General features: G+C 69.3%; 17 protein-coding genes. 8 read left to right on the top strand and 9 right to left on the bottom strand.

Annotation, left to right across the window (positions count from 1 at the left end; translation table 11 throughout):
* Positions 1-42 precede the first annotated feature (42 nt).
* The gene (locus GON09_RS21515) at positions 43-1,332 is read left to right on the top strand and encodes a lipopolysaccharide biosynthesis protein (RefSeq protein WP_374195357.1); all 1,290 of its coding nucleotides are present in this window, start codon (positions 43-45) and stop codon (positions 1,330-1,332) included.
* 28 nt (positions 1,333-1,360) lie between these two features.
* Here the strand turns inward: GON09_RS21515 and GON09_RS21520 are convergent, their stop codons facing one another.
* Entirely contained in the window at positions 1,361-2,599 is a 1,239-nt protein-coding gene (locus tag GON09_RS21520) for a DUF3068 domain-containing protein (RefSeq protein ID WP_213933638.1), read from the bottom strand.
* A gap of 246 nt (positions 2,600-2,845) precedes the next feature.
* On the opposite strand from GON09_RS21520, the gene GON09_RS21525 reads away from it, so the two are divergent.
* On the top strand, positions 2,846-4,018 hold the full coding sequence (locus GON09_RS21525) for an acyltransferase family protein (RefSeq protein WP_213933639.1): 1,173 nt from the start codon (positions 2,846-2,848) through the stop codon (positions 4,016-4,018).
* Here GON09_RS21525 and GON09_RS21530 read toward each other — a convergent pair.
* The 4 genes from GON09_RS21530 to GON09_RS21545 form a co-directional block, all read right to left on the bottom strand.
* Positions 3,907-8,214 (bottom strand): alpha-(1->3)-arabinofuranosyltransferase, encoded by a 4,308-nt coding sequence (locus tag GON09_RS21530; RefSeq protein WP_213933640.1) that lies wholly within the window; start codon positions 8,212-8,214, stop codon positions 3,907-3,909. The two genes, GON09_RS21525 and GON09_RS21530, sit on opposite strands and share 112 nt — an antisense overlap.
* Complete coding sequence (locus GON09_RS21535) at positions 8,195-8,368, bottom strand: DUF2613 domain-containing protein (protein WP_006552672.1); 174 nt, start codon at positions 8,366-8,368, stop codon at positions 8,195-8,197. The genes GON09_RS21530 and GON09_RS21535 overlap by 20 nt, the downstream gene beginning before the upstream one ends.
* Before the next feature lie 140 nt (positions 8,369-8,508).
* Complete coding sequence (locus GON09_RS21540) at positions 8,509-9,591, bottom strand: isochorismate synthase (protein ID WP_213933641.1); 1,083 nt, start codon at positions 9,589-9,591, stop codon at positions 8,509-8,511.
* A gap of 55 nt (positions 9,592-9,646) precedes the next feature.
* Positions 9,647-10,114 (bottom strand): universal stress protein, encoded by a 468-nt coding sequence (locus tag GON09_RS21545; protein ID WP_016695522.1) that lies wholly within the window; start codon positions 10,112-10,114, stop codon positions 9,647-9,649.
* A gap of 113 nt (positions 10,115-10,227) precedes the next feature.
* Between GON09_RS21545 and GON09_RS21550 the strand changes: the two genes are divergently transcribed.
* A complete protein-coding gene (locus tag GON09_RS21550) occupies positions 10,228-11,421 on the top strand; it encodes a glycoside hydrolase family 3 N-terminal domain-containing protein (RefSeq protein ID WP_213933642.1) in 1,194 nt (397 codons plus the stop codon).
* A gap of 75 nt (positions 11,422-11,496) precedes the next feature.
* Positions 11,497-12,105 carry a TetR/AcrR family transcriptional regulator gene (locus GON09_RS21555; protein ID WP_213933644.1) on the top strand — a complete coding sequence of 203 codons (609 nt, stop codon included), beginning with the start codon at positions 11,497-11,499 and terminating at the stop codon, positions 12,103-12,105.
* A gap of 114 nt (positions 12,106-12,219) precedes the next feature.
* On the opposite strand, the gene GON09_RS21560 is transcribed toward GON09_RS21555, so the two are convergent.
* A complete protein-coding gene (locus tag GON09_RS21560; protein ID WP_213933645.1) occupies positions 12,220-13,077 on the bottom strand; it encodes a MaoC/PaaZ C-terminal domain-containing protein in 858 nt (285 codons plus the stop codon).
* Positions 13,078-14,424, bottom strand: coding sequence for a 3-oxoacyl-ACP reductase (locus tag GON09_RS21565; RefSeq protein WP_213933647.1), 1,347 nt, complete (start codon positions 14,422-14,424; stop codon positions 13,078-13,080). It abuts the gene before it with no gap.
* Positions 14,425-14,548: 124 nt separating this feature from the next.
* On the opposite strand from GON09_RS21565, the gene GON09_RS21570 reads away from it, so the two are divergent.
* Together GON09_RS21570 and GON09_RS21575 are read left to right on the top strand one after the other, a co-directional pair.
* A complete protein-coding gene (locus tag GON09_RS21570) occupies positions 14,549-15,862 on the top strand; it encodes an acetyl-CoA C-acetyltransferase (protein ID WP_213933648.1) in 1,314 nt (437 codons plus the stop codon).
* Between the two features lie 231 nt (positions 15,863-16,093).
* Positions 16,094-18,568, top strand: coding sequence for a VanW family protein (locus tag GON09_RS21575; protein WP_213933649.1), 2,475 nt, complete (start codon positions 16,094-16,096; stop codon positions 18,566-18,568).
* Positions 18,569-18,642: 74 nt separating this feature from the next.
* On the opposite strand, the gene GON09_RS21580 is transcribed toward GON09_RS21575, so the two are convergent.
* A complete protein-coding gene (locus GON09_RS21580) occupies positions 18,643-19,857 on the bottom strand; it encodes an oxygenase MpaB family protein (protein ID WP_307854443.1) in 1,215 nt (404 codons plus the stop codon).
* 248 nt (positions 19,858-20,105) lie between these two features.
* On the opposite strand from GON09_RS21580, the gene GON09_RS21585 reads away from it, so the two are divergent.
* Both GON09_RS21585 and GON09_RS21590 read left to right on the top strand, forming a co-directional pair.
* Complete coding sequence (locus GON09_RS21585; RefSeq protein ID WP_244865591.1) at positions 20,106-20,615, top strand: hypothetical protein; 510 nt, start codon at positions 20,106-20,108, stop codon at positions 20,613-20,615.
* Complete coding sequence (locus GON09_RS21590) at positions 20,579-22,177, top strand: FAD-dependent monooxygenase (RefSeq protein ID WP_213933651.1); 1,599 nt, start codon at positions 20,579-20,581, stop codon at positions 22,175-22,177. The genes GON09_RS21585 and GON09_RS21590 overlap by 37 nt, the downstream gene beginning before the upstream one ends.
* Positions 22,178-22,245: 68 nt before the next feature.
* Here GON09_RS21590 and GON09_RS21595 read toward each other — a convergent pair whose 3' ends face one another.
* Positions 22,246-24,081, bottom strand: coding sequence for an acyl-CoA dehydrogenase (locus GON09_RS21595; protein ID WP_213933652.1), 1,836 nt, complete (start codon positions 24,079-24,081; stop codon positions 22,246-22,248).
* Positions 24,082-24,115: the final 34 nt, after the last annotated feature.

Genomic DNA, 24,115 nt, shown 5'->3' on the forward strand with positions numbered 1-24,115 from the left:
GGCGGCAGAATACGGTGTCGTTCCGGATGGGAGGATGAGCGGATGCCGCGAACACCCCGACCCGCGTCGGAGGGCGCCGAGACGACCCGCGGTTCGACGACGGGTACCGCCGTCGCCGGGATGACGCTGGTGACGGTCGGCGCGATGACCGCGAACCTCGCGTCCTATCTGTTGCATCTGCCGGCGGGACGCTGGCTCGGGCCCGCCGGATACGGCGAGTTCGCGAGCCTGCTCGCCGCTCAACTCGTCCTCGCCGTGCCGGCCCTGGCGTTGCAGACGGTCGTCGCCCGGGAGGCCGTGCACGGCACCGGTGCCGCCGCTCTGCGTCGTCTCGGTTACCGCTGCGCCGTGCTCGCCTTCGTCGTCGCGATGCTCCTCGTGCCCGTCGCGGCGTGGGCGCTCGACACGAGCGTCGGGGGAGCGTTCGGATCGCTCGTCACCGCACCGCTGCTCGTCCTGCTCGCCGCCGAACAGGGTCTGTTGCAGGGACGGGGCAGGTTTGCGGCGCTCAGTGTCGTCCTGGCGGCCGCGGGCATCGCGAAGGTGGTGCCGGCGGTCGCGGTGCTCGCGGTCGGAGGTGGTCCCGGCGCCGCGCTGTTCGCCGGTGCGATCGGGACGGGTGCGGTCGCGCTGGCCGCGCGCGTGCTGGTAGGCCGGACGTCCGGTGGCGGGCAGGGGCAGGTCCCGACCGCGGGGGCGGTTCTGCGCGCGTCCCAGGTGCAGCTGGCCCTCATCGCGCTCACCTCGCTCGACCTGCTGCTCGCCCGCATGCTGCTCGACCCCGATTCCGCCGGCCTGTACGCCCTGGGGGCGGTCGCGACGAAGGTCGCCTTCTGGCTGCCGCAGGCGGTCGGGGTGGTGCTCTATCCGCGGATGGCGAACCCCGCGCAGTCGGCGGCCGCGGTGCGCTCGGCCCTCACCGTCCTCGTCGCGATCGGCGCGGTGCTTGTCGCCGGGGCCGCGATCTGCGGGCCGCTCGTCCCGATGCTCGTCGGCGACGCCTACGGTCCCGTGCAGTCGCTGCTGTGGCTGTTCGCGCTGCAGGGTGCCTGTCTCGCGGTGCTCCAGGGCGCGTTGCTGTCGGCGATCGCCGGGGAGCGCACCCATCTCGCGCTCGTCGCGTGGGCGGGTCTCGCCCTCGAAGCGGTGCTGATGTTCACGGTGGCATCGACCCTGCAGCAGTTCGTCGGCGTCGCCGTCGGTGTGGCCGCCGCGACGGCCGCGGTGGTCGCGGTACTCGCGGTGCGGGGTGCTGCAGCGACCCGATCGTCCACGGACGACGCAGTGACGCGGTCGTCCACGAACGACACCGCCCCCCACCGGGATCGGTGAGGGGCGGCTCGGTTCGTCTACCGGACGATCACTCCTGCGTCGGAGGCTTGCGCAGATCGGTGCGCGGGATCTCCTGCGTCTGATCGGTCGTCCAATCGCGCTGCTGCGTGTTCGGATCGGTCTGACGCGGGATGACCTCGGTGCGGTCGTCGGTGTGGTCGCGCTGCGTGCCGGCCGAATGCGCCGGGCCCACGGTGGTGGTGGTGGCCGGGCCTGCCGGAGCGGGACCACCGGTCGCGGTGGCCGGACGACGGTTGCCGCCGCCGCGCAGGCCGAGCACGAAGCCGACGATCAGCAGGATGACGCCGAGGATGCCGAGGATGATCGGCAGGGTGCGGCCGAACAGCGAGATGGTGTCCTGGCCGTCCTTGGCCTGGCCGACCTGGTACTCGATCGTCTCCTCGTTGAACGGGAGCGTCACGTTGAGGACCGTCACCTCGGGCTTGTCGGCCTCGCGGGCGTAGTACTGGTCCTGCTGCTCCTGTCCCTTGACGACGACGCCGGTGACCGGGTCGACCCACAGGTCGCGGGTGTTGTTGTACCAGCGGGTCATCGTGATCGGTTCGTCGCCCTCACCGACACCCCACGTGGAGGCGGGCAGGCTCAGCTTGTAGGTCGGGACCTCGCGGTCGGCCTTCGACAGGTCGATCGGGCCGACCTCCTGACGGAAGTGGTAGACCTTCAGGCCGTTGATCTCTTCCTCACCGACGAAGTCGAGGGGGAAGTTCTCGCGCGCATTGATGTCGTAGTACGGGTACGACTCCTGCTTGACGTCGAACGGGAACTTGTACTGCAGGCCCGCGCGATTGTCGATCTCGACGGGCGGCTTGTCGGCGCTGGTCTGGATCGTGCTCACACGATCCGGGAAGTCCTCCGCCGAGACGGGCATGGCGGTCTTCCGGTCGATCGTAACGCGGTCGACGGTGGCCGAGACGAGGCCCGTGTCGCCCTGCATGTCGAGGCGTCGTACCGTCTGGCCGGACTGCAGCGTCATGATGTCGGCGTCGGCGGGATCCTCGACGGTGACGAAACGCTGCGCGACGATCGGCACGTCGCGGTCGACCTGCGCGTTACCGGCAAGCAACTGACGGGAGTTGAGGATGTCGCCCGTGCCCTCGGCGACCGTCGTCACCTCGAGGTCGAGCGGCGTCGTCTTCAACTTCCCCAACGTGTACGTCGGCACGAGAATCGCGATCACCAAGAGGAAGGCACCCAGGCCCACCAGAATCATTGCCAGTATCCGGCCGGAGCTCGAACGCTCAGCCATGCTTTCTCCTCACTCAACGGTCGTCATCGAGTACCCCCACCGGCAGCAGCAGGGCTGCACGGATCGCCTGGCATCCGGCCCGCGAACACCACGTGAGCTCAGACACTAACAGCCCGGTATGGCAATATGCGCGTCCGATCGCCGCCGGGACGGATCGGTAGTCGATCTTCGTCGCTGCCGGGATCGTCCCGTTCGACGTGATCCTGCTCTGTCCGTTGTTTCCGCGACACGGCACACTGGTGCCCGATGACCATCACCACCGACCGGAACCGCAGCGTGAGCGGATTCCTTCCGGCACTCGAAGGGATGCGCGGGTTCGCCGCGGTGGGCGTGTTGATCACGCACGTCGCGTTCCAGACCGGTGCGGTGCACGACCCGCTGATCGGGCGGGTATGGGCACGATTCGACCTCGCCGTCGCACTGTTCTTCGCACTGTCCGGCTTCCTGCTGTGGCGTCCGCATGCCGCGGCGGCCCGCGGGCTGGGCCCGGCCCCCTCGGCCACTCGCTACTTCCTCTCCCGCGCGACCCGCATCCTCCCCGCCTACTGGACCGTGGTGATCCTGGTGCTGTGGCTGCTGCCCGGTGCGGGAGGTGGCATCACGGTGTGGTGGTCGAATCTCGCGCTCGTGCAAGTGTTCGTCCCACTCACCCTCACCGAGGGCCTCACCCAGATGTGGAGCCTGTCGGTGGAGGTGGCCTTCTATCTGGTGCTGCCCCTGCTGGCCGTGGCGGTGAGCGGACTGCGCGGGGCCGCCGCCCGCTACCGTGTGCCGCTGCTGCTCGCGGTGAGCGGACTGTCGCTGCTGTGGGCGTGGGTGCCGGTCGGCACCCCCGACCACATCAACCACACCAACTGGCTGCCGGGTTTCCTGCCCTGGTTCGCGGCGGGCATGATCCTCGCCGAACTCGTCACCGGACCCGAGACGTGGGTGCACCGGCTCGCGGCGCGGCGCACGGCGATGGGAGTGCTCGCCGTCGCCGCCTTCGCGGCTGCGGCCACCCCGTTGGCAGGGCCGGAGACGCTCACCGACCTCGCACCGACCGAATACCTCGCCAAGATCGCCCTGGGCGCGATCATGAGCTTCGCGCTGCTCGCCCCGCTGACCCTCGCGCCGCGCCGGCATCACCGCGTCCTGGCGAGCCCGGTCGCGCTGGCGGTCGGACGCTGGTCGTACGGCGTGTTCATCTGGCACCTCGCGGTGCTGTCGATCGTCTTCCCCGTGTTCGGGATCCCGGCCTTCGCGGGCCACTTCTGGTTCGTACTGACGGTGACGACCGTGCTGAGCCTGGCCGTCGCCTCCGTCAGTTACGCGCTCGTCGAGGAGCCGGTGCGGGCCGCCTTCCACCGCTGGGACAGGGCCCGGCGCGGCACAGCCGCCAGACCGACCGCGACGACACCGACGAGCGCCGCGAACTGAATCAGGAACGAGTGCCCGACGTATCCGTCGGGTGATCGCCACGGTCCGGTGGACAACAGCGCCATCGCCAGCATCGTCGCGCCGCCCGCGGTGCCCACGAGCACGCGCGACGCGAGCGCGGGACCGCGGCGCAGCGTGAGCGCGCCGATCCCCACCGCGCCCGCGGCCGCGACGACGGCACCGACCCATCCCGTGAGGAGCGTCGCGGCGACCACGACGCCGGCCAGCGCGACCGTCGACGACTCCCAGGTGCGCGGCATCGGACCGGGGTCATCGGTGCGCCGCAGGGTCGATGGTGGTGCCTCGCGACGCGGCGGCCACAGTGCCGCAGCGAACAGCGGGACGAGCAACAGCAGCCCGCCGAAGATCCCGAGGCGGTACCAGCGGTCGGTCGCGAACTCGAGCGTCAGCACCTGTTCCGGTCCGGCCGGCACGATCCAGCCCTGCTGCCAGCCGTCCACGACGACCGGCGTGGCCACGCTGCCGTCCGGGGTGCGCGCCACCCAGCCGACATTCGTGCTCTCGGGTACCACCACGAGCCGATCCTTGTCGCCTTCCGGAACCGTCACCTCACGCAGGTTCTCCGTCCAACGGCCCTTCTGCAGTTCGGTCGGCTCCGCACCAGGCGCGTCGGATCCGGGGACGGCGAACCGCAGGCTCGAGACGACGAAGGCCGCACCGGGATCGACGTCGATGTCGACACGGCCGGGGTTCATGCCGACGACGTCGGACTCGCACAGCGTCGCGGGAACCTCCACACCCGCGGCGAGGTCGGCGACGCTCGCGGTGACGGACGTGCGGTAGCTCCGCCCCTCGATGTCGACGACGGGTCCGTTCTCGCAGTCGATCGTCACCGTCTCGTCGTAGACGGACTGCTGCGCCCCGATCGGCCCGTCGTCACCGAGCACCGACACCTCCGCGAGCCCGGGCGGGGTGAGCTTCGAGAAACCCAGCACGGTGCGATCGAGGGTGTCGCGCCAACGCACCACTGTCAGCTCGACCCGGTCCGTGAAGTGCGGGGTCAGATCGACTGTCGTGCCGTCGAGTTCGCGCACCTGCGGTCCGTTGCCGAGATTCACCGCGACCGCCGACGGCGCGACCGGCAGAGCTCCCAGCGCCGACCTGATGTCCAGCCCGGTCACCCGGTGCTCGCCGGGCAGTTCCAGGGTGAGCGACGGTCGCGGGGCACCCCGTTCGAGCGAACTCTCCTCGGCGGTCCACGACGTCCGCAGCTCGCCGTCGGTGAGCGCGAAGGCCGATCCGTGCAGGTCGACGACGTCGGCATCCCCGCGCGCGACGACCCGATCGGACCGGTCCACGAGCTCCTCGAGCGCCGGCCCGGGGCGCGCACGCAGGAACAGCTCCGGACGCACCCACGTCTCCTGCGGCACGGTCAGGCTGCGCGTGAACGTGCCGGGTTCCTCAGCGGAGGTGGCGAGCCCGCGCGCGCAGCGCACGCGGTCGTCGGTGTCGACGCAGCTGCCGCGGCCGGGGAACTCCTGGCCGAGCTGCCATCCGCGCACCGAGGCGTCCTCGGCCGGGCCCGGCACCACGATGCGGCGACGGATGTCGATCGGGCGCGGTTCGTTCCGGTCGGTGAAATCCTCGACGACCACCTCGGTGAGACCGAACTGGTTGCCGACCGTGCCGCGTTCGGTGTGCACGGACGTGATGCGGATCCACGACGTCGTGCCGAGCGGGAGCGCCACGGTCTGCTCGCGTCCCGGTTTGTCGACGCGCACCGCCGTGCTGCCCCGGTCGGTGGACACCTCGAGCCACTTGACGGGATCGCCGAGGGCTCCGGAGCTCGTGGTCAGGTGCAGCAGACCCGCCTCGATCGGCCGGTCGAGATCGAGCTGCAGCCACTGGCCGATCGCCGATTCGAGGCCGTTGCTGTGCCAGCCGGTCGTGGGGTCGCCGTCGACCACCGCGGCCGGGCTGCTGGCCACCGAGGTGCCGCCGAGCTGGGTGGCGTCCGACGCCGCGCTCGACACGCTGATGCGGGCGCCCTCCCATTCGGCCCGGACGAGTTCGGTGTCGGGCACCGGATAGTCGGGAACGGCGTTGTGGGTGCGGCGCGGGTCGTCGGCCGCCCGGATCGTCGACGAATGATGATCGACCTGCCCGTAGTCCGTCTCGCGGTCCGTCGGGGTGTCGGTGATCGTCATCCCGTCGACGGGAAGACCGGCGCGGGCCGCGTCGGCGGCGAGGAGGGTGGGCCCGACGAAATCGGGCTGCGCGGTGTTGCGGCGCAGCAGGGCTTCGGGGCCACCCTGCACGACCGGCACGTCCGCGACGTCCACGGCGTAGGGACCGAAGGGCGCCGCGGCGGGCTCGGCGACCCGGTAGATCTCCACGGCCGGGTAGACCGGTCGCAGGTCGGCGTCGGTGACGAAGTCGTCGGGGTTGTCGAACACGATGTCGTCGCCGAACCCGGCGGCCTTCTCGATGCCCGGCGAACCCTCGAGCGCGCGGTGCACGAGTGCCGGTCGTGCGGCGGGGGAGCTGTCGGGGTCGAGGTCGTTGCGTACCACGAGGAAGCCGATGCCCTGACCCCTCAGGGTCGCGGCGAGGCCGTCGGACGGGCGGCCGTCGGCGATGTCGCGCTGCACGGCGTCGAGGGCCCGGATCGCTCCGGGCGGCACGAGCGGGACGGCGTCGCGGACGGCCCACGGCGTCGATGCGAGGGCCTGCAGCGGTTCGTCGCGGGTGAGGCCCCACAGTTGGCTGCCGAACGGCGCGCCGGGAACGATGAGGGCGCGTTCGCCGCGGTCGGTCGTGTTCTCCTCGAGCCACGCCGCGGTGGCGTGCCAGTACCCGGGGACCTCGTCGTACGCACCGCGCGGGGCGAGCCGGCCGGTCCACGCGAGCGACGTCGCGAGCGTCATCGCGACGAGGATCAGCGTCGTCACCGCGACCATCGGATTGCGTTCGGGATGCGCGAAGGCGTTCCGGGCGCGGGGCCACGGCACCGACCCCGGCAGCGGCACGGCACGCAGCAGGTGCGCGAGCCCGAGCACGATCGGCAGCCGCACGAGGGGTTCGAGTTTGTGCACGTTGCGCAACGGCGCACCGGTGCTGTCGAGGAACGACCGGACCTGCTCGGCGAACAACGAGTCGAGCTGACCGACGTAGCCGACGCCCATACCGACGAGGCCCACCACCAGAATCAGGGTGAGGCGACCGCGCGCGGGCATCGAGCGCATCGCGAGACCGGCGAGCCCGGCCGCGGCCAGGGCACCGGTGACGAGGACTGCGGCAGGTTGCGTGACGAGGACGGCGCCCGCGATGCGTTCGGGGGAGACGAACGGTGTCCAGCTGCTGGTGCCGCGCAGCACCTCGGCCAGCGACGTCCACTCGGTGGTGACACCGGACGATTCGATGAAGTCGAGGAAGGGCGGGCTGACGCGGCCGAGCAGCAGCAGCGGCACCATCCACCACGTCACCGCGACCACACACAGCGGCAGCCACCACAGGGTGAAGCGCCACCAGCGCCGATTCGGACGGTGCGCAGCCCACCACAGGCCCGCGACGAGACACGCCGCAGCGGTCGCGACGGCATTGATCGCACCCATGAGGGCGACCGCCACAGCGGACTGCGCGGCGAGCCGGCGGGCCGAGCCGGCATTCGGCGTGTTCAGGTACCGCACCAACGGCAGCAGCACCCACGGCGCCAACATCATCGGATGTGCTTCCGACGAGATGGAACCGAGCGTCGTGAGCACGCGGGGGGACAGCACGAACACCGTCGCCGCGATCAGGCGGGAACTACGGCTCCCGATGCCGAGCGCTTCGGCGAGGCGGACGAGACCCCAGAATCCGGCGACGAGCAGCAGCACCCACCACACCCGCTGGGTGATCCACGGGGGGACGTGCAGCAGTTGCCCCGCGGCGAAGAACGTGCCGTGCGGAAAGAAGTAGCCGTACGCCTGGTTCTGCACCTGCCCGAGCGGTGCCACACTGCTCCACTGGTGAGCGGCGCGCGTGAGGAAGCCGATCGGGTTCTGCGTCAGGTCGTACTTGGTGTCGGCGACGACCAGGCCGGGAACCTGGGCGAACGACAGGACCACCGCCACCGCGGTGACTGCGACCAGCCACCGCCGGGACAGTGGTTCGGCGGACGGGAGCTCCGTCTCGCCTCGGTACGTGCGTGAACTCGAAGCGTTGCCGGCGCCGTCAGCGGCTGCCGTACTCAACCTGGTTCAGGAGGGACGAATCGGCGTTGCCACTGCGATCGATCTGAGGGCGCGAATTCTCCTGTACGGCGGCCGTCACACCGAAGACAGCCACGGCGCCGAGTACGGCACCGACGACCACGCTACCCAGGCCCGGTCCCAGGAACTTCCCCATTCCGTCTCCCCATCTCCAGTGACGCAGGCAGTCATCGCCGGACGCCACGCTGTCTATCGGTCCGCGCCAAACTATCACCCCGGAAGGCGTCCGCGGACGGTGCGAGCCTCCGAGGTGATCTTCACGCTCGCCGGGGCGGTCTACACGCCCAGCGCACCGAGCAGCGTGCGCAGTTTCGCGGTGGTCTCGTCGAGTTCGGCGAGGGGGTCGGAATCGGCGACGATGCCGCCTCCGGCCCAGGCCACGGCACGCCGGCCGTCGGAGCTCAGCTCCGCACACCGGATGGCGACGAACCAGTCGCCGTCGCCCTGCTCGTCGCACCAGCCCACCGCGCCGCCGTAGAAGCGGCGGTCACCCTCGATCCGGGAGATCACGTCCAGCGCGGCCTCGGTGGGGGTACCGGCCACGGCCGGGGTCGGATGCAGGACGTGGGCGAGGGTGAGCGCGTCGGTGCCGGGGTCGCGGAGGGTGCCCGTGATCGGGGTGGCGAGATGCCAGACATCGGGTGTCGCGGTGAGTTCGGGCTTGTCGGGGATGTCGAGGTCGCTGCACAGCGGCGCCAGCCGCTCGCGGATCCGGTCGACGACGTAACCGTGCTCGGCGAGGTTCTTGCTCGACATCAGCAGTTCCTCACCGGCACGACGATCCTCGTCCGGGTCCTCCCGGCGTGCGGCGGTACCGGCGAGCGGGCGGCACGTGACGGTCTCGCCGCGGCGGCTCACGAGCAGTTCGGGGGTGGCGCCGACCAGCGTGTGTCCCCAATAGCGTTCGCCCGCCGCACTCAGGTCCAGTGCGTAGGTCGTCGCATCGGGATGACGTTCGATCATGCGCGCGGCGAGAGCGAGCGGGTCGAGGGGTTCGTCGGCCTCGAGCGCGACCCGCCGGGCGGCGACCACCTTCTCCAGCTCGCCGAGGGACAACCGCTCCACGAGCCGGCGTACCCGCTCGACGTGCACCCGGGGCAGGGGGAGTTCGGCGGACACCCGAACCGGGGGCAGTTCCGACAGGTCGGGTGGGGCCTGCCACGGACCGTCGGTGATCTCCACGTCGTCGGGCTGCGCGAGGGCCACCGGACGGTGCGGCGAGAACGGCAGCGCACCGACGACGAGGGTCGCCTTGCCGCTACGGAGTGCACGCGTGGCGGAGTGGACGTCGTCGAAGAACCGGCGGGTGCCGGTGGCGTGCACCGAGCGTTCGGCGCGCGAGAGCAGGAATCCGTCCATGGTGGATCGACAATATCCCTGCCTGTACCCGGCACCGGTGACCCGGTGCGGGACGTCAGCGGCCCGGCGGCACGATGAGGACCGGCCGGTGACTGTGCCGGAGCACGTGATCGGCCACCGACGACTGCAGCAGCGAACGCAGACCGGTGGTGCCGCGGGTGCCGGTGACGATGATGTCGACGTCCAGTTCGTCGGCGGCCTCGATGATCGCCGACCACACCGCGTTGACAACCTCGACGGTGCGGCCCTCGGCGTGCAGACCCGTCGAGCGGGCCAACTCGAGGCCCTCGTCGTTGGTGATGCGGGCGTCGGACAGTGCCACGTCCTCGCTGTCCTCGTCGGGAACCCAGTCGGGCTGCATGACACCGGACAGACCCGACATGCGGGCGGCCTGCCGGACCATCGGTTCCCAGGCGGTGACGACGACGGCGCGGCAGGATTCGAGGAAGCGGCCCGCGTACTGCACGGCACGTTTCGAGTTCTCGGAACCGTCGTAGGCGATGAGGATCAGATCTGCGCCCACCGCGTACCCCCTGGATCGGATTCGGATGTTCGGGTGCACCTTAACCTGCCGGGACGTCCGTGGGGGAGGTTCGAGCTGTGGGTCTTCGAGGTTCGTCCGCTACCGTCGGCACCATGCGGATCCGTCACACTGTCGCCGCCGTCCTCGCGGTCGCCCTCGCCACCGCGGGATGCGGTTCGTCCGACTCGGGCGGTGACGACCCGGCCGGCTCGGCGACGGCCTCGTCCACTGCTGCCGCGACGGCCTCGTCCACGACTACCGCCACGGCCACCACCACCGAGGCGACCGCTGCCGCGACGTCGGCGACCTGCGGCGACGAGCTGCTCGCCCGGCTGACCCTGCGACAGAAGCTCGCCCAGCTGCTCAACGTCGGGGTCACCGGGGCCGCCGATGCGCAGGCGATCGTCGAGTCCGAGCAGATCGGCGGCATCTTCATCGGTAGCTGGACCGACGCGTCGATGCTTACCGACCGTCTCGTGCCACAGGTGGCCGCGCAGAGCGCGTTGCCGCTCATGGTCACGATCGACGAGGAGGGCGGCCGCGTGTCGCGCGTGGGCGCGCTGTTCGGTCCCGATCCGTCCGCGCGGGAGACGGCGCAGACGATGACGGTCGACGAGACCTACCGCATGGCGTTCGAACGCGGACAGGAACTGAAGTCGCTGGGTATCACGGTCGACTTCGCCCCGGACGTCGACGTGAGCAGCCAGCCCGACGACTCCGTCATCGGCGACCGGTCGTTCTCCGACGATCCCGAGATCGTCACGCAGTACGCCGGCGCCTATGCGCGGGGACTGCTCGACGCCGGAATCATGCCGGTGCTCAAGCACTTTCCGGGTCACGGCTCCGCCTCGGGGGACTCGCACACCGGCGCGGTGACCACCCCGCCGATCGAGCAACTCCAGCAGAGCGATCTGGTGCCGTACCGCAGCCTGGTCTCGCCCGAGGTGGGCGTCATGCTCGGGCACCTCGACGTGCCCGGGCTGACCGGCGGGCTGCCCGCGAGCATCAGCCCCGCAGCCGTGGACCTGCTCCGCTCGGGTGCCTACGGCGGCCCCGCCTTCGGTGGCGTGATCTTCACCGACGACCTGTCGGGCATGCGTGCGATCACCGACACCTACGACATCACCGAGGCCGTCGAGGCCGCGATGGTAGCGGGTGTGAACCAGGCGCTGTGGCTGACCACCGCCGAGGTGCCCGCCGTGCTCGACCACCTCGAACAGGTGGTGGCGGACGGCACCCTCTCGCCCTCGTGGGTCGACGAATCGGTGCGGACGGTGACACGCGCGAAGGGCGCTCTGGACTGCTGAAATAGTGCAGGTGGCTTCGGCGGCAGGCTTCCTACCGTAGAGTCAGAACTTCATTCGAGGAGTCCGGGAGGAGTCATGGCGGGCGGAACCAAGCGACTGCCGCGTGCAGTGCGCGAGCAACAGATGCTGGACGCCGCCGTCGAGGTGTTCTCCGAGCACGGTTTCCACAACACGTCCATGGACGCGATCGCGGCGCGGGCATCGATCTCCAAGCCGATGCTCTATCTGTACTACGGGTCGAAGGACGAGCTGTTCGCGGCGTGTATCGCCCGTGAGGGGCAGCGGTTCGTCGAGGCGCTGACCCCGGCGGGCGACCCCACCCTCGCGCCGCGCGAACAACTGCGGGTCGCGCTCGAGTCGTTCCTCGGCTTCGTCGACGAGCACCGGCCGTCGTGGATGGTCCTGTACCGGCAGGCACTGTCGCAGCAGGCGTTCGCGCCTCAGGTGCAGGGCAGCCGCGACCGGCTGATCGAACTCACCGCGCACTTGCTCGAATCGAGCACGCGCGAACCGGAACCCGACACGAACTACACGATCATGGCCGTCGCGCTCGTCGGGGCCGGTGAGGCCGTCGCCGACCGCATCGCCGGCGGCGAGATCGACGTGCAGCAGGCCGCGGATCTGCTCGAGAATCTCGCCTGGCGCGGACTCGCGGGCCGTAAGCGTTCCGACCGGCTGCACTGACTGGCCGAGTCGAACAGCGTTCGGGCACAAGGGGTTCGGTACAAAAGGGTTCGGGCGGGACGGAACGCCCCCATCGCGTCCCGTCCCGCCCGAAATCTCGGTACTTCCCCCCTCCTACCGCAAGGTGGCGGTCAGGTGCGGGTACTGCTTCTTCGGATGCCGCAGCGCGAGATCCCATCCGTCCGCGGCGCGCTGGGCGTACAGGCTCAGCGCCGATGGCAGCAGGACCGGCTTACCGAAACGCACGGCGTAGGTGACCTTCTCGGGAATGCGTCCTTCGACCGTCGAGAGGGTCGCCGCCGCACTCCACATGCCGTGGGCGATGGACTTCGGGAATCCGAATGCCTTGGCGCCCAAGGTCGAGACGTGGATCGGGTTGCGGTCGCCGGAGACTGCCGCGTAGCGGTCGATGATCTTCTGATCGACCCGCAGCGTGGAAGTGGGGACCGGTGGGATCTCCTCCTCCTTCGGCTCCGGCTTGGGCTGACCCGACAGCGACGTGCGCTGTTGGTGCAGGAAGGTCGACGTCTGCCGCCACACGAGTTCGCGCCCGACGTTGACCTCGCTGACGAGATCGACCAGGAGGCCCTTGCGGTGTTCGCGCATGTTCTCCGCGTGCACTGCGATGTCGAGCGGTTCGGTGACCGAGATCGGCCGGAACTGTTCGATCACGTTCTCGGCGTGGACGGAACCGACGGCGGCGAACGGGAAGCCCTTGGACACCATCAGTTTCATCACGAGCGGGAACGTGAGGATGAACGGATAGGTCACCGGCAGGGTGTCGCCGAAACGCAGCCCGCACACCTTGGTGTACTCGGCGAGATTGTCGGGATCGACCTTCAGCGACCGCAGTACCAGGACGTCGTCGGGCAGGCTGTCGCCCGACGCACCCACCACGGGCAGTGCTCCGAGCACGGCCCGACTGTAGATGTCGAAGGTCGACGGCAGTGAGGACAGTTCGATCCGTGCCATCTAGGCCCCCAGCATGGACTGGCCGCACACGCGCACGACCTGCCCGGTCACGGCGCTCGACGCCGGGTTGGCGAACCACGCGACGGTCTCGGCGACGTCGACGGTCTCACCGCCCTGCTGCAACGAGCTCATCAGGCGGCCGGCCTCGCGGGTGGCGACCGGGATGGCGGCCGTCATGGCGGTCTCGATGAAACCGGGGGCGACGGCGTTGACGGTGATCTTCTTGTCGGCGAGCACCTCGCTGGTGGACTGGACGAGCCCGATGACACCGGCCTTGGACGCGCCGTAGTTGGTCTGGCCGCGGTTACCGGCGATGCCCGCGATCGACGACACGTCGATCACCCGGCCGCCCTCCTTCAGCGCACCCTTCTCCACGAGCACCTCGGTGATCTTCTGCGGGGCGATGAGGTTGACGGCCATCACGGCGTTCCAGCGGGCCGCGTCCATGTTCACCAGCAGCTTGTCGCGGGTGATGCCGGCGTTGTGGACGATGATGTCGGCGCCGCCGTGCCGCTCGAGCAGGTGCGCGGCGAGCTTGTCGCCGGCGTCGGGCGCGGTGACGTCGAGTGCGAATGCGGTGCCGCCGACCTTGTTGGCGGTCTGGGCCAGCGCGTCGCCTGCTGCCGGGACGTCGGCGGCGACGACGGTCGCGCCGTCGCGCGCGAGCACCTCGGCGATCGTCGCGCCGATACCGCGGGCCGCGCCGGTGACGACGGCGACCTTGCCGGCGAGCGGACGCTCCCAGGACTCGGGGGCGGTGGCGTCGCCTTCACCGATGCGGATGACCTGGGCGTCGACGAAGGCCGACTTCGCCGAGAGCAGGAAGCGCAGCGTCGACTCCACGCCGGACAGGCCGGTGGCCGCCTTCGGGGAGACGTAGACGAGCTGCACGGTCGCGCCGCGACGCAGTTCCTTGCCGACGCTGCGCGTGAAGCCTTCGAGTGCGCGCTGGGCGATGCGCTCGTCGACCGATCCGGCTTCCTCGGGCGTGGTGCCCAGGACGACGACGCGCCCGCTCGGGGTGAGATTGCGCAGGGCGGGCTGGAAGAACGTGAAGAGCTGTTCGAGGCCCGCGGGGTCGGCGATGCCGGTAGCGTCGAACACCAGAGCGCCGAACTTCGTGTCGGACGGCTCGGCGAACGTGTAGTCGCTCAGGAGGTTGCGGATCGGTTCGACCAGGCGGCCGTTGCCGCCGAGCAGCACAGGACCGGGCAGCGCGGGCTCGCCGGGCTGGTAGCGCCGGAGCTTCTCGGGCTGTGGCAGACCGAACTGCTTGGCGAGGAACGCTCCGGGTGCGGACGAGATGAGCTGGGCGTAGAGCTTGGGTGCGCCCTTGGCTTCGGCCACGATTCCACCTTCTTCGATTCGGTCGTCGGTGCAGTGTTCGACAGCAAGCGTGTTCGACAACAAACTTACCCGTGAGTAAGAATAGTAGCCAGAATTCGAATCCGTCCGAAACCGGGAGACACCAGTGACCACCAAAGCCCGTTCCACGCAGCAGCGCCGTGTCGCCGTCCTCGGAGGCAACCGGATCCCGTTCGCCCGGTCCGACCGCAAGTACGCCCGCGCGTCCAATCAGGACATGTTCACCGCCACCCTCGACGGCCTCGTCGGCCGCTTCAATCTCCAGGGCGAGCGGCTCGGCGCCGTCGTCGGCGGTGCCGTCCTCAAGCACGCCCGCGACTTCAACCTCGTGCGCGAGAGCGTGCTCGGTAGCGCACTGAGCCCCTACACCCCGGCCTGGGATCTCCAGCAGGCATGCGGCACCGGTCTGCAGTCGATCATCGCGGTCGGCGACGCCATCGCCGCCGGACGGATCGAGGCCGGTATCGGCGGTGGTGTCGACACCACCTCCGACGCCCCGATCGCCGTGAACAACCAGCTGCGCGAGTTCCTGCTGTCCCTGAACCGGGCCCGCTCCACGGCCGACCGGGTCAAGCTGCTCGGCAACGTCCGCCCCTCGATGCTCGGCATCGAGATCCCGCGCAACGGCGAGCCGCGCACCGGCCTGTCGATGGGTGAGCACGCCGCGATCACCGCCAAGGAATTCGGGATCGCCCGCGAGGCGCAGGACGAACTCGCCGTCGCGAGCCACCGCAATATGGCTGCCGCCTACGACCGCGGCTTCTTCGACGACCTCGTCACCCCGTTCCTCGGGCTGACCCGCGACGACAACCTGCGTCCCGATTCGTCGGTGGAGAAGCTGTCGACGCTGAAGCCGGTCTTCGGCAACAAGCTGGGCGACGCCACCATGACCGCCGGCAATTCGACGCCGCTCACCGACGGCGCGTCGGCTGCTCTGCTGTCCAGCGAGGAGTGGGCTGCCGAGCGCAAGCTGCCGGTGCTCGCCTACCTGGTGGACTCCGAGACCGCCGCCGTCGACTACATCCACGGCGGCGACGGTCTGCTCATGGCCCCCACCTACGCGATCCCCCGTCTGCTGAAGCGCAACGGCCTGACGCTGCAGGACTTCGATTTCTACGAGATCCACGAGGCGTTCGCCTCCGTGGTGCTCGCCACGCTGCAGGCGTTCGAGTCGGAGGAGTACTGCAAGGGCAAGCTGGGCCTCGACGCACCGCTGGGATCGATCGATCGCAGCAAGCTCAACGTCAACGGTTCGTCGCTGGCGGCGGGCCACCCGTTCGCGGCGACCGGCGGCCGCATCGTCGCCTCGCTGGCGAAGATGCTGCACGAGAAGAAGCAGGAGACCGGCAAGCCCGTCCGCGGTCTGATCTCCATCTGCGCCGCAGGTGGACAGGGTGTGACGGCGATTCTCGAGGCCTGAGCGACCCCCCTCGGAGATCGTTGAGGAAAAAAGTTCCGTTCGGTGTGTAACGCTCCGCGACGGACAGCGATAGACCCAGCGACCCCGCGCTGCTGCCTGACCCCCGACCTGGTAGCAACGCGGGGTCTTCGCATTCCGGACGCAGCCGTGCCGAACAGGCGCACTACCCTTGAGAGCAGGTAGTTCGGCGCGCGGATTCGAAGGCGCGCCCGGCTTTGCGAAAGGATCTGGGTGAGCGGCAGCAACGGGACCGACGACTCCCATCACGAGCACGACGACGCACGGACCGAGAATGTCGGTTCGTCGCCGGAGTCCGCTCGTGAGGACGAGGGTGCGTCGGCTCCTACCGAGCGTTTCGAAGCAGTCGATCCTCACCGGCAGGTGGTCGAGCCGAAGGCGAGCGATGTTCCGGAGCCGAAGGCGAGTGATGTTCCGGAGCCGAAGGCGAGTGATGTTCCGGAGCCGCAGGTAGAAGCTGGGGCACAGCCGCAGGCGAACGAGCCGAAGACGGAGGCCGTGGCCGAGCCGCACACTTCCGGTGAGGCCCGAACCGAGCACGAGAATGCGGATCAGGGTCGCACCGACACCGCAGATGGGCCCCCGACGGAGAACGTCCATCCCTCGGAGGCACCCACCGCGGTGATCCCCGTCGTCGCGTCCGCGAACCGGGCACCGGGTGACGGACCGTCCGCCGCCACCGATGGCCTCCATCGCTCGCCGGGGGAGCAGAGCCAGGGACAAGCCCACCCGCCGCAGGGCGATCAGCCGACCCGGCAGATGCAGGCGGGACCGCCGCCGCAGGGTCCGCCTCCTGTCACTCCTCCGCCCACGGGTGGTCCGGGAGGGACCGGGGACGGGGACGAGCCGGGCAAGTCGGGGTCGAACCTGCCCCGGCGGACGATCGCATTGGTCGTCGGTGGGGTCGTCGCGCTGCTCGCCGTGCTGTACGTGGCCGATCTCGCGATGTCGTCGGGCAAGGTTCCGCGCGGGGTCACCGTCGCGGGAGTCGAGATCGGCGGGATGTCGCTCGACGCGGCCGAGGCGGAGCTCACCGAGCAACTGACGCCGCGGCTCGACACTCCTGTGGACGTCACCGCCGGCGACACCCAGGGGCAGATCGTGCCGTCGGAGGCCGGCATCGGGATCGACTGGCCGGCCACCCTCGACAATGTGGGTTCGCAGCCGCTCAATCCGTTCACGCGCTTGGCGTCCTTCTTCGGGAGCGACGAGGTCGGTGTGGTCTCCACACGCGACGAGGTCGCTCTCGCCGCTGCCGTCGAGAAGGCAGCTGCCGCCGCGGCGCACGAACCGCGCGAGGGCAACATCGTCTTCGAGGAGGGCACACCCGTGCCGGTGACCCCTCAGCCCGGTCAGCGGCTCGACGTCGCCGTCGCGGGTGACGTCTTCGCCGAGCGCTGGCCGTTCGGCGACGTGTCGCTGCCCGTCGAGAGTGTCGATGTCACCGTTACCCGCGAGGGCCTCGACCGGGCGCTGGCGGAGGTCGCCGTTCCGGCCGTGGCGCAGGATCTGGTCGTCCGGGGACTCGACGGAGCCGTCGGTGTGCTGCCGCGTGATGCCGTGGGCGCCGTCCTGTCGTTCGTGCCGGACGGTTCGGGAGGACTCGAACCGCAGTACGACACCGAGGCCGCGATCGGCATCCTCGCGCCGCAGCTCGCGCCGTCGGAGACCGAACCGAAGGATGCGCGGATCGTCCTCGACGGTGGTCGTCCGACGATCGTGCCCAGCGAGACCGGTGAGATGGTCGACTGGCCCGTCACCCTCGAGAAGCTGCCCGACCTGCTGAAGGAGGAGGGCGACCGCAGCATCGACGCGGTGTACGAGAAGGCCGAACCGGAACTCACCACGGAAGGTGCCGAGAAGCTCGGCATCAAGGAAGTGGTCGCGGAGTACACCACCGGTGGGTTCGAGTACGCCTCCGGTGTCAACATCCGGCTGGCCGCCCAGGAGATCAACGGTGCCATCGTCGAGCCGGGGGAGACCTTCTCCTTCAACGACTACACCGGGCCTCGCGGTGCGGCGCAGGGGTACATCGAGTCGGGCATCATCGAGGCCGGACGTCCCGGCAAGGCCGTGGGCGGTGGCATCAGCCAGCTCGCGACCACTCTCTACAACGCGACCTATTTCGCCGGCATGGAGGACGTCGAGCACACCGAGCACAGCTACTACATCTCCCGGTACCCGGCGGCGCGCGAGGCCACGATCTACGACGGTGCGATCGACCTGAAGTTCCGCAATCCGTTCGACACGGGTGTGCTGATCCAGACGATCGGTACCAGCTCCGACATCACGGTGCGTATCTGGGGAACGAAGACGGTCGACGTCCAGTCCATCACCGGTAACCGCACGAACTACACGTCGCCCAACACCATCACGCTTCCTGCCGGCTCCTCGTGCATTCCGTCGAGCGGCGCGCAGGGCTTCACGGTCACCGATACCCGGATCGTCACCGACGCCCGGACGGGCGCGCAGATCTCGAACACGACGCGCACGGTGCGCTACGACCCGGTCCCGGTCGTCAAGTGTGTCAGCCCCGAACCGGAACCGCGCGACGAACCGGAGCCCTCGGGCGGTGGAGACGCCGCGGCCTCCGGCGACGCCGAGGCGGATGCGCCCGCGTCGGCACCCGCACCTGCACCCCAGGCGCCTGCCGAAGAACCCGCGCCGGGCGGAGCCGAAGAGGAGTAGCGGCCGTCTACGAACGAGGGGGAGGTTGTGTGCGTATCCGGCGACGGGTCGCGCACACAACCTCCCCCTTTTCGTCACTCCGGAAGGGGCACCACGTCGGGGATCTCGCCGTCGAGGATGCGCAGCTGAGCATCGCGCAACTGCTTCTCGCCGTGCCGCTGGAGCCACGCCTTGCCGGCCGGGACGCGGCCGATCACATGGTGTCGTACGACGTTGACGGCGAAACGGCCCACCGGATACCAGGGTGGTCGCATCGGAACCTTCAGGGCACGTACTCCGGACGGGCCGAGAAGGGTTGTCGCGAGCGACAGTCCGCGTTCGTATTCGTAGCGTCGGCGCAACGCCTGGAAACGCGGATAACGCGTGCGGAGCGGAAGTTCGACGAGCGACGAGGCGAGCATGTAACTGTTCTCGTCGGCGGCGGGGGAGGACGAGCCGATCTGGTACATCATCCGCAGCCCTGCCCGCTCCTCGAAGCGCAGCCATTTCGGGTCTACGCCCATCAGCCACCCGACGTAGGCCCACAGGTGCAGGACTGCCTCGGCCTCGCGCCGGGTGTACCGCACTCCCAGCACGCGGGTGTGGAGCAGGAAGGTGATCGAGAACAGACCCAGCGTGCCGGCCTGGTCGAACTGGTTGACGGGCAACCCGCGGAACTCGGTGTCCCACTCGGCGTCGTGTTCGTGGTGATAGTCGACGAAGGCGTGCATGAGACGCACGTGCACCGAGAGTGTGAATCCTTCCCCGAACCGTTCGAGCCCGCCGTCGGCGACGCACGCGTTCCACCACGTCCCGGTTTCGGCGATGCGCCGACGGGTGCGTTCGCCGGTAAGGCGTCCCGACGACGTCAGTACCGGTAGGGGGCCGGAGTTGTTGTATCCGCCGAGCAGCGAACCGTAGGCGAGGACGTCGCCGGCGTCGGAGCCGACCCTGCGCAGGGTGCGCGCACCGAGGGCGATCTTGTCGCGGTCGACCCACTCGGGGGTGTCCTCGAGCATCTCGAAGTACTTCCGGAGCACGGGAGGTGCGTCCGGAACGGCATCGATGCCCTCGGTGAGCGCGGTCCGGAACTGCGCGAGGGTGACGGTGCGGTCGCGCCGGATGGCCCGCACCAGTTCGGCGCTGGGTTCGTCGCGTTCGAGCAGGGCGCGGCGCAGCGCGTCCGCTTCCTCGGGTGTGGCGTCGGGGGCCCGTCCCGCGAAGGGACGCAGCGGCGCAGTGATGCGTGCCGCCTTCGTGCGGTCGCGCATGTACCTGGTGGTCCCCTGCGGCTTCGACGTGGTGGTCACGGTCACAGCGTGCTACTGACAACCTATGTTGTCAACATGCTGCGGTGCCACTTTCCGAACGCACCCCGGGCTTCTACTCTGAGTGCACGACAACCGTTCGACGGACCATGGAGACCACGATGTCTCGGTCGGCTGAAAACACTCCGTCACCTCGACCGCCCTCGGACCCGGCCGGGACGGATCACGATGCTGTGACTCCGCCGTCTGCTCGCCGAGCAGCCCCACGAGTGCTCGAGAGCGCCGTCGGCATGATCCGTCTGCTTCGCGCCCGGCTGCTGCACAATCCCCGTGGCAATGTGGGGCAGCGGGTGAGGTTCGCCGACGGCAGTAGCGCTGTGGTGTATCGCGAGACCCGAGTGGGCGACGGCAGAGCAGAGGATCCGGCCCTGCTGGTGGTCGGATTCGTGCTGCGCGGCATCCGCGGTCCCGCTCATCGTGCCTTTCGACTGGAGAGTTGGCTGAACACTCCGATGTTCGTCGGGTTCCCGGGCTTCCGCTCGAAGCTGTGGATGACGCACGACGAGCACGGCTGCTATCGGGGTATCTACGAATGGGACGGTGCCGAGCGGGCTGCTTCCTACGTGCACGCCCTGAGTTGGGTGCTCGGGTTGGTCAGTGTCCCCGGTTCGATCCGGGCGCACATCGTGCCGGGAACGCACCGGGACGATGCACTGAGCCACCCGGAACTACTACCGGGTTCGGACGCAGAGAAGACGACGACATGGTGGCAGCCCGCGGTCCCGGCCGACCTGCGCTGAATCGAGTCGACATCCTGGTCGTCGGTGCCGGTCCCGTCGGTGCCGCGGTGGCGCTGCATGCCCACAGGCACGGTGCCGGTGTCTGCATGGTGGAACGTCGCCCCGAGTTGCAGCGGCCCTCCCGCTCGATGCTGTTGTGGCCGCGCACACTCGAATCGCTGCACCGGCTGGGTGTCGCCGACGAACTGGAATCGCGGTCTCTCGCGCGACTGCGCACGAAGCTGCACCTCGGCGCCCGGACTGTCGACGTCGCGCTCGCCGATGTCGCGGTGCCGGATCGTTCCCGGCAACCGCTGATGGTTCGGCAGGCGCTCCTGGAATCGGCACTGCACAGGGCAGTGGCCGACAGCGGAGTTCCCCTCCTGACAGGTGCCGAGCTCGACGGACTGTGGAACGAACAGGACGGGGTTCTCACCCGGTTGCGTACCCGTGGCGGGCACCGGTACGTGCAGTGCCGGTTCCTGGTCGGTTGCGACGGGGCGGACAGCACGGTGCGCCGCTCGATTCGGATCCCGTGGCACGGTCACACCTATCGCGAGGAGGCGGTACTCGCGGACCTGAACATCGAGGATCTGCCCCCGACCACGGCTCACATCGGGGCGGGTCCCGCCGGCATCGGCTTCCTCTTCCCGGAAGGGGAGCATGGAGCGCGCTGGCGGCTCGTCGCTACCCGGGCCGCGACCGGAGACGACGTCCCGCCGGGGCGCGACGGCCCTCCGGTCCCCGTACCCGAAATCCGGACCGTGCTCGAGGGCGCGAATCTTCCGGGGCGAGTGGGCGCGGCGGCGTGGTCCACACGCGTGCGGTTGCAGCGTGCCCGGGCGGACCGATTCCGATCGGGCCCGGTATTTCTTGCAGGGGACGCAACCCACGTGTTCTCACCTGCCGGTGCGCAGGGAGTCAACACCGGGCTGCAGGATGCCGCCAACCTGGGATGGAAACTCGCTGTCGCATGCGGCAGTTCGACCGATCCGAAGCTTCTGCTCGACTCGTACGAGGCGGAGCGACGGCCTGTCGCCGACAGGGTCGGCACCCTCACCGAGCTGATCCTGCACGCGGAAGGGGATTCGCGACTGCCGTTCCGGTTCCTTCGTACCGCCGTGCTGCCGGCAGTGGCCCCGGTCGTGCCCGCCCTGCTGAGGGTTCATCTGCTCACCGCGGTAGCAGGCGGGATGCTGTCGCAGGACTGGGTTTCGTACCGCGCCGGCCCGATCACCGAACGACATCGATGCCGGGGGGCCGAACGACTGCAGGCGGGCGACCCGCTTCCGGACATCGAGGTGGTCACCGGAGGACGAGCGAGCCGGGTGCACGACCTGACATGCTCACCCGGCATGCACGTATTGCACGGCACGGCAACGCTTCTGCACCCGGCATCCGGGGCGGTGCCGGTGACCTGTCATCCGATCGACACGTGGCCGCCCCGCCGGATTCTCGCCGTCAGGCCGGACGGATACATCGGCTACCGCGACGACGCCGGTGATCCGTCCACTCTGGATCGGTGGCTGTGCGCGGTGACAGGTAGGGCCGAGCCTACCGGGGCGGGGCGACCCGACGGATGACGACGGCCGCTGCGACCCTCTTTCCGAGAGTCGCAGCGGCCGTTCGTATCACCGTCGGAGCGGTTCGATCAGAAAGCCGCTTCGTCGAGCTCCATGATGTCGAGGTCGACGTCGGTGATGATCTGACGCGCGACGCTCAGCTCGGGCAGCACGTTCTTGGCGAAGAAGGACGCTGCTGCGACCTTGCCCTCGTAGAACGCCTTGTCTGCGGCGTCGGTGCCGGCATCGAGCGCACCGAGGGCGATCTCGGCGTGCTCGAGCAGCAGCCAGCCGATCATCAGGTCGCCGAACGCCTCGAGGAAGCGGACCGAGCCGAGGCCGACCTTGTACAGCTCGGTGGGCTGCTCCTGCGCACCCATGAGGTGCTGGGTGAGCGTTGCGACCATCGTCTGGGTCTCACCGAGTGCGGTGGCCAGGAGCGTGCGCTCCTTCTTCAGACGCTGGTCGGCGTCGTCGCGCTCGACGAACTTCTTGATCTCACCGGCGACGTGGGCGAGGGCGACACCGCGGTCGCGGGCGATCTTGCGGAAGAAGAAGTCCTGCGCCTGGATGGCCGTGGTGCCCTCGTACAGCGAGTCGATCTTCGAGTCGCGGATGTACTGCTCGATCGGGTAGTCCTGCAGGAAGCCCGAACCACCGAGGGTCTGGAGCGAATCCTTCAGGTACTGGTAGGCCCGCTCGGAGCCGCAGCCCTTGACGACCGGCAGCAGCAGGTCGTTGATGCGGTGCGCGAGACCGGCGTCGGCGCCCGAGACCTGCTCGGCGACGACGTCGTCCTGGTGCGCCGCGGTGTACAGGTACACGGCGCGCAGGCCCTCGGAGTAGGCCTTCTGCATCGCCAGTGAACGACGCACGTCGGGGTGGTGCATGATCGACACGCGCGGTGCGGTCTTGTCGGACATCTGCGTCAGGTCGGCGCCCTGGATGCGCTCCTTGGCGTAGTCGAGGGCGTTGAGGTAGCCGGTCGACAGGGTCGCGATGGCCTTGGTGCCCACCATCATGCGAGCGTGCTCGATGACGTCGAACATCTGCGCGATGCCGTTGTGGACCTCACCGACGAGCCAGCCCTTGGCGGGAACGCCGTGACCACCGAAGGTGACCTCGCAGGTCGCGGAGGCCTTGATGCCCATCTTGTGCTCGACGCCCGTGACGAAGACGCCGTTGCGCTCGCCCATCTCGTTCTTCTCGAAGTCGAAGTGGAACTTCGGGACGAAGAACAGCGACAGACCCTTGGTGCCGGGGCCGGCACCCTCCGGGCGTGCGAGGACGAGGTGGAAGATGTTCTCGAACAGGTCGTCGGAGTCACCCGAGGTGATGAAGCGCTTGACGCCCTCGATGTGCCAGGAACCGTCGTCCTGCTTGATCGCCTTGGTGCGACCGGCGCCGACGTCGGAACCGGCGTCGGGCTCGGTGAGCACCATCGTGGCACCCCAACCGCGCTCGACGCAGGTGGCCGCCCACTTCTTCTGCTCGTCCGTGCCGTTCTTGTAGAGCACGCCGGCGAAGCCGGGGCCGGCCGCGTACATGAAGGCCGCGGGCTGGGCGCCGAGCATCATCTCGTTGACGGCCCACAGCAGGGCCTGCGGCGACTCGGTGCCGCCGATCTCCTCGGGAATGCCCATCGACCAGTAACCGGCATCCCACCAGGCGCGGAACGACTTCTTGAAGCCTTCGGGAATCGACACCGAATGGGTCTCGGGGTCGAAAACCGGGGGGTTGCGGTCGGTGTCGGCGAATGCCTCGGCCGCCGGTCCTTCGGTAAGCGCCTTGACCTCGGCGAGGATGCCGCGCGCGGTGTCCTCGTCCAGGTCGCCGAACTTGCCGGCTTCGAGGACCTTCTGAATCTTCAGGAACTCGAACAGGTTGAACTCGAGATCGCGGAGGTTGCTCTTGTAGTGGCCCATGTCGTCGGTGTCTCCCAGTGTGGTGCGGTCCAGC

Source organism: Rhodococcus sp. B50 (assembly GCF_013602415.1).
Classification (GTDB): domain Bacteria; phylum Actinomycetota; class Actinomycetes; order Mycobacteriales; family Mycobacteriaceae; genus Rhodococcus.